This is a genomic window from Halorubrum sp. Ea1 (assembly GCF_002252965.1).
Lineage (GTDB): Archaea > Halobacteriota > Halobacteria > Halobacteriales > Haloferacaceae > Halorubrum.
In genome coordinates, this window is record NZ_NHPG01000060.1 from 1 (window position 1) to 6,580 (window position 6,580).

Below are 6,580 nucleotides of genomic sequence, written 5' to 3' on the forward strand. Positions count from 1 at the left end.
AGCGCCTGTTGACGCTCGCCCGCGAGGCGGTCGTCGACGGCGAGTACGACCGCTCTCGGGAGTACGTCGCGCTCGCGCGTCGGATCGCGGAGCGGAACCGCTGCGGGCTCCCGGCCGGCTTCTCCCGACGGACTTGCGACGACTGCGACGTGTACCTCCGCCCCGGCAAGACGGGGCGCGTCCGGCTCCGCCCCGGCCGCGTCGTCGTGCGCTGCCGCGAGTGCGGGTCGACGGCGCGGTACCCGTTCGACTGACCGCGGCGCGAGCCTCGCGCCCGCCCCGCGGGCTGCCGCCGTCGCCACGCTTTATGACTCGACGGCGAGTGGAGCGGGATATGGACTACCGACGGCTCGGCGACACCGGACTGAGCGTCTCGGAGCTCTGCTTCGGGACGTGGCGCTTCGGGCGGGAGACGAACGGCGTGGTCGAGACGGGGCGCGAGGAGGCCCACGAACTGCTCGACGCGGTCGAAGAGCACGGTATCAACTTCATCGACACCGCGAACGTCTACGGGAGTCCGAACGGCACGAGCGAGGAGTACGTCGGCGAGTGGCTCGCGGAGCGCGACCGCGAGGACTACGTGATCGCCTCGAAGGTGTACTTCCCGTTCGACGGGCGCGGCGAGCCCGGCCCCAACGACTCGGGGCTCGGGCGCAAGCACATCCGCGCGCAGGTCGAGGGGACGCTCGACCGGCTCGACACCGACTACCTCGATATCTACTACATCCACCGCTGGGACGAAGAGACGCCCATCGAAGAGACGATGCGCGTCCTCGACGAGCTCGTCTCCGAGGGGAAAGTGCACTACCTCGGCGCGTCGACGATGGCGGCGTGGCAGCTGACGAAGGCGCTGTGGACCGCCGACGCCAACGACTACGCCCGGTTCGACGTGGTCCAGCCGCTCCACCACGCCGGCTACTACGAGGACGTGAGCGAGTACCTCGACGTCTGTATCGACCAGGACATCGCCGTCTGCCCGTACTCCCCGCTGGCGGGCGGGTTCCTCACCGGCAAGTACGAGCGCGCCGACCCGGACGACCCCGAGCAGGTGATCGCGCCGGACGGGTCGCGCGCCAGCTTCGACGACCGGTTCGAGCGGTTCTACCTCTCCGAGCGCGGCTGGAAGGTGCTGGACGCGGTCCGCGAGGTCGCCGCCGAGCTCGACGCCACCCCGGCGCAGGTCGCGCTCGCGTGGCTCACCGAGTGGGACGAGTTCACCTGCGTCCCCATCGTCGGCGCGCGGACGACCGACCAGCTCGCGGAGAACGTCGCCGCGACCGACCTCGCCCTCTCGGACGCGCAGTGGGACCGGATCATGGACGCGCGGTACGCCCCCGACGGGGCGCTCTGGGGGCACTAGTCGAGCGGGGCGGGACGGCGGGCGCCGCTGGCGAGCTGGGCGGGACGGCGGACGCCGGGGGCGCGCCGCGCGCTACTCCTCGAAGTCGGGCAGGTCGTCGGGCGCCTCGAAGTCGGCCTCCCAGTCGATGTACTCCTCTTTGAGCGTCTCGCAGACGATCTGGCCGAGCTCTGTGAGCCCGGCGTTGATCGCGGAGACGGTCCCCCACGAGTCGAGGTCGGGATGGAGGTCGCGCTCCTTCCAGTCCTCGGGCAGCCCGGGGGCGTGGTAGCCGACGCGGTCGGCGAAGTCGTCCCAGAAGAAGTCGAAGCGGGAGACGAGCCCGAGGTCGACGGCGATCTCCCAGTCCGCCTCGTCCATGTCGCTTCCGGCGGCCCACTCCTCGAAGGCGTCCTCCCACGCCCCCTCTTGGAGGAGCGCCTCCAGGTCGTCGCGGCGGTACTCGCCGCCGGCGACCTCCGCGTCCTCGTACTCGTTCGGGTCCACGGCGGCGAGCTCGGGCGGCTCCGGCGGGTCGACGTCGAGGCTCATACCCCCACTCCGCGCCGGCGACTCAAAACGGTACGGGGCTCGGGGACGGACGGGACGGGAGAGGGGCGGAAGATGGACGGTGGAGCCGGGCGGTCGGCGGCGCCGCCGGCGCCGATCCGGTCCTTTTACCGCGGTCCCCGACCGACCGACGGGCATGAATCTCCGCGACGTCTCTCGCCGGACGGGGATCGCCGCCGGCGTCGTCACCGTGGTCGTGCTCGCGGCCCCGTACGCGCTCGTGTCGGGGTACGCGACGCAGCTCGCCGGCTACTACGCCGCCGGCACCCTCGGCGCCGGCGGGATCGCGCTGTTCGCGCTGCTGACCGCCGTCGTCGTCGCCTCGGTCGAGGAAGGGAACCTCGACCCGGGGACGCTCGCGGGCGTCGCGGTGATCCTCGGCGTCGTGACCACGCTCAGCGCGGCGACGTGGGCGCTCGCCGTCGAGCCGACGACGATGTTCGGCGACTACCGCTGGCTGCAGTGGCACGCGCCCGCCGTCGTCGCCGTGTCGGTCCCGCTCCCCGTCTCCGCCGCGGTGTACGCCCGAGCGCTGCTGTCGTAGGGAGGGCGCCGCCGAACGAAAGGCCCTTATGCCGGACCCGAGTATCGTCAAACGGACTAGGTCGGGCGGTTAGGCCCCGCTCGTCACCCGTGAGGTAGTCTTTAGCGGGGACCGAACAGCGGGCGCGTCCGGTCAGACCGGCGCGGGCCCCGAGAGCCAACGTGGAAGCCTCGTCCGCCGGGGACAGCGGTCCGTGGCGCCCGCTCGCAGGAGCGGTCCGTCGCGGTTCGTCGGCGATATCGGGTCAGGCGCGGAAGCGAGCAGCCCATCGCCGAACGCCCGTCGCTCGTCGGGTCGCGGGGTGGAGAAGGCAACCGGGATACCCCGCGCCGGAACGCCGGGCCACCCCGCCTGTCCGCCATTCATACGCGTTTTTGCTCCGTGAGCGTGGGCTATCCTCGATCGGTGACACAGACGTTCGTTTAAATGAGATTGACTCGGGATCGGGGGTGAACACCTCCAAAGCCCCAGCCACGAGGAGCGCGCACGCTCGCTGCGCTCCTCAGTCGCTCGTTCCACTCGCTCCCTGCGGTGTCGCCGGCGGCTTCGCCGCCGGCTGCCCGTGGCGCGTAGCGCCACGCTGCTTGCGTCGCCTCCGCGCTCCTCGTGGCTGCCCCTTTGTGTCCCACCCGACCGCACAGCACCGCAACCTCACGCCTCCCCAGCCTCGTCGCCGGACTACGTCCGGCTGCAAGCGAGAGCTTCGCTCTCGCCCTGTCAGTCACCCTCCGCGTCGCTCCGGGCGACTGACTCCAGCGAGAATCGAAGATTCTCTGGCAGCCGGCGCGGAGCGCCGGCGACCTCGCGCCGTCGGTTCGCGGCCCTCCGGGCCGCTCGCTGGAGCGCGCCGGATCGGCTGGTGCGGTCTTCGGCCGTCCGTTTTTATAACTGCTACTCCGCGTCACCGCTGTCTTTCCAGGCCGAGAAGCCGCCCTCGACGAGCGTCTCGGACTGTCGGTCGATGTACTCGCGCTGGGTGTCGTGGACCGCGGTCTCGAAGTCGTCGCCGGCGTCGAGGCGCGCGCGGACCCGGTCGCGCTTCCAGCTCGCCGGCGTGGTCCGGTTCGCGACGCGCCACCGGAGCGGCGCGAGCCACGAGGCCGCCTCCTCCTCGGGACAGCCGGCGGTCCGCAGGCCGGCCTCGGCGTGATCGAGGAGGTCCTCGTATATCGCGTCGGTGTCCGTCGTGGTCTCGCCGTCGCGGCCGATCCACTCGACGTCGGCGCCGAGCCCGTCGGCGACGGCGGCGTAGAAGTTGTCGCGGGCGGTCTCCCAGTCGAGCCGGATGACCGGGTGTTCGCGCTGCGGGAGCGCCTCCATCAGCCCGGCGAACGCGGCCTGAAAGGCGATGGAGTCGCGGACGGTGGGCTGGGCCGCGATCGGGCGGAACTCGATCCGGGCGTTCGCGCTCGACCGGCTCGCCCCCTCGAAGACCGGGCGGACCCACCGCCAGTAGCTGCCGTGCTTCGTCCGGAAGGTCGCGAACGCGTCGTCGAAGCGGTCGGTCCCCTCGGGCTCCGGCATCGGGACGAGCGTCTCGTCGCCGGCGATCCGGTCGACCGCGGTCTCGACGTCGTGGACGTCGCGCGGGAACCGCACCTTGTCGTCCTCGGTGCGCTCGTTGAGCACCGACTCGAACACGTGGATCCGGTTCTCGGCGGCGCCCTCGGCGAGGACGCGCTGGCCGTCCCAGCCCTCGTCGTACAGCTCCGGCGGGAAGAACGGCGAGTTGACGCCGAGCGCGAGGAGGGGCCCCGCGATCCGGAGCGCGTAGCGGAAGTGCCGCGGGAGCGTCTCCGCGTGCGCGACCTGGTAGTGCGGCTGGATCGAGGTGATGAGGCTCTCCGGCATCACGGTGTCCGCCGCGAGCGACACCCCCGGCGCCTCGACGACCGTCCCCCACCGGTCGTCCGCGCCCGCGTTCGCCATCGCGTGGTACCGGACCGAGTCGCTCATGTTGACCGCGACGGTGACGCCGTCGACGTCGACGCAGTCGGTGAGGTACCCCCGGGCCGTCTCGCCGGTCGGGGGGATGGTCCAGATCCCGTCGGAGACGAGCCGCATCCCCTCGACGCCCGCGGTGTTCTCCGCGGCCTCCAGCCGCGCGCGAACCTCCGCGAGCTGCGCCCGGAGCCCGTGGTCGGAGAGGGGCTGCGGGCTCGTCGACATCTCCGCGTTGTGGAGCCCGAGCTCCTTCTCGAACCCCATCAGCTCCAGGAGCCGGCGCGGGACGCGCATCAGGGCGTACTCGCCGGCCCGCGACTCCTCGCTCCAGCGCCCGTCGGCGACCGCGTAGAACTCGTACTCGAAGCCAACGATCGACTGGTGATTGTCGAAGGATCCGTCGCGGAGCTCCTGTTTGACGATCTCCGCCTCCTCTTCGGCGCGCGCGGCGAACTCGTCCGGGTCGACGGCGAGCGCCTCGCGGACGCCGTCTGCGAGGGCGGAATCCGTGCTCATGGGACGGTCGACGTGTCGGCCTCGTAAAAAGGGCTACGGCCGATCGGCGGCGTGGGGACGGTCGGCACGACGTGGGGTCGGGGCGGAGAGCGGGAGCACGTGGGACGTATCGGGGCGCTTTTGCCCGCCGATTTCCGACCCACCCTATGGAGTTCGCCACGTTCGCCGCGCGCGCCGAGCGGCTGGCGGCCGAGCCGGGCGACATCGGGACGACGCTCGCGGTCGCCGACCTGCTCGCGGCGGCCGGCGGAGGAGGGAACGCGGCCGACGCGAGCGACGACGCGGAGCCGGCCCTCCGCGCCGGCGACGACCTCCCGACGGTCACCCGCTTCCTGCTCGGGCGCGTCTTCCCGGCGCACGACACGCGGACCCTCGATATCGGCCCGGCGCTGTGCCGGGAGGCGCTCGCCCGCGCCGCGGGCCCGAACGTGACGGCCGCCGACGTCGAGGACCGGCTCGCGGAGGCGGGCGAGATCGGCGCGGTCGCCGCCGGCTTCGACTTCGGCGGCCAACGCGGCCTCGCCGCCTTCGGAGAGGGCCGCGACGCGCTCACGGTCGCCGAGGTCGACGGGGCGCTGCGCGAACTGGCGGCCGCGTCGGGCGACGGCAGCGAGTCGCGCAAGCTCGACGCGCTGTTCGGCCTCTTCAATCGGTGTGATCCGGCCGAGGCGAAGTTCCTCGCGCGCCTGGTGCTCGGCGAGATGCGGATCGGCGTCGGCGAGGGGACCGTCCGCGACGCGGTCGCCGAGACGTTCCTCTCGGAGTCGGTCGGGGACGCTGGCGACGGCGAGGAGTCGGAGCCGGACGCGGGCCCCGCCGAGAGCGACGACGCGGAGCCGACCCTCTGCGCCGGCGACGAGGCGGTCGCCGCCGTCGAGCGGGCGCTGCAGGTGACGAACGACTACGGCCGCGTCGCGGCCCTCGCGCGCGACGAGGGGCTCGCCGGCCTCCGCGCGGAGGGGCTCGTCGTGGGGCGTCCCGTGCAGGCGATGCTCGCGCAGGCCGGGACCGCGACCGACGCGGTCGAGGCGTTCGGCGAGGTCGCCGTCGAGACCAAGTTCGACGGGGCGCGCGTGCAGGTCCACTACGTGCCCGGCGACGGGGGCGAGGCCGACGACGAGAGCGAGGCCGACGACCCCGAAGTGGACGGCGGAACCGACCGCGAGGCGCTCGGTCCGCGGCTCTACTCCCGGAACATGGACGACGTGACCGACGCGCTCCCGGAGATCGCCGAGCGCGTCGCGGACCGCGTCGACGTCCCGGTCATCCTCGACGGCGAGGTCGTCGCGGTCGACGAGGGCGGCGACCCGCTCCCGTTCCAGGAGGTGTTGCGGCGGTTCCGCCGGAAACACGACGTCGACCGCATGCGCGAGGAGGTGTCGCTCCGGCTCCACGCCTTCGACTGCCTCCACGCCGACGGCGCGGACCTCCTCGACGAGCCGCTCCGGGTCCGCCACGACCGCCTCGTCGACGCCGCTCCGGACGCGGCCGCGACCCTCGACCTGGCGAGCGACGTCGAGGCCGTCGAGGCGGCGGAGGCGGCCGCGCTCGACGCGGGCCACGAGGGGGTCATGCTGAAGGACCCGGACGCGCCCTACACCCCTGGCGACCGCGGGCGGGAGTGGCTGAAGCGCAAGCCCGACGTGGAGACGCTCGACGCGGTCGTC

Annotated in this window: 6 protein-coding genes and 1 other RNA gene; 5 read left to right on the forward strand and 2 right to left on the reverse strand. The window is 72.8% G+C overall.

Annotated elements, in window-relative coordinates:
* Both DJ73_RS08385 and DJ73_RS08390 read left to right on the forward strand, forming a co-directional pair.
* Positions 1-254, forward strand: a 254-nt coding sequence (locus DJ73_RS08385) for a ribonuclease P protein component 4 (RefSeq protein ID WP_254921622.1), incomplete at its 5' end; no start/stop codon positions are given.
* Between the two features lie 80 nt (positions 255-334).
* Positions 335-1,360: an aldo/keto reductase gene (locus DJ73_RS08390; protein ID WP_094524242.1), complete on the forward strand. Its 1,026-nt coding sequence runs from the start codon at positions 335-337 to the stop codon at positions 1,358-1,360.
* Positions 1,361-1,432: 72 nt separating this feature from the next.
* On the opposite strand, the gene DJ73_RS08395 is transcribed toward DJ73_RS08390, so the two are convergent.
* Positions 1,433-1,891 carry a hypothetical protein gene (locus tag DJ73_RS08395; protein ID WP_094524243.1) on the reverse strand — a complete coding sequence of 153 codons (459 nt, stop codon included), beginning with the start codon at positions 1,889-1,891 and terminating at the stop codon, positions 1,433-1,435.
* 154 nt (positions 1,892-2,045) lie between these two features.
* Here DJ73_RS08395 and DJ73_RS08400 point away from each other — a divergent pair, with 154 nt between their 5' ends.
* Complete coding sequence (locus tag DJ73_RS08400; RefSeq protein ID WP_094524244.1) at positions 2,046-2,453, forward strand: hypothetical protein; 408 nt, start codon at positions 2,046-2,048, stop codon at positions 2,451-2,453.
* Positions 2,454-2,502: 49 nt separating this feature from the next.
* Positions 2,503-2,814, forward strand: an RNA gene (ffs, locus tag DJ73_RS08405) — signal recognition particle sRNA.
* Between the two features lie 530 nt (positions 2,815-3,344).
* Here ffs and DJ73_RS08410 read toward each other — a convergent pair.
* A complete protein-coding gene (locus tag DJ73_RS08410) occupies positions 3,345-4,913 on the reverse strand; it encodes a hypothetical protein (protein ID WP_094524245.1) in 1,569 nt (522 codons plus the stop codon).
* A 146-nt stretch (positions 4,914-5,059) separates the two neighbouring features.
* Between DJ73_RS08410 and DJ73_RS08415 the strand changes: the two genes are divergently transcribed.
* Positions 5,060-6,580, forward strand: a 1,521-nt coding sequence (locus tag DJ73_RS08415) for a DNA ligase (RefSeq protein WP_094557765.1), incomplete at its 3' end; no start/stop codon positions are given.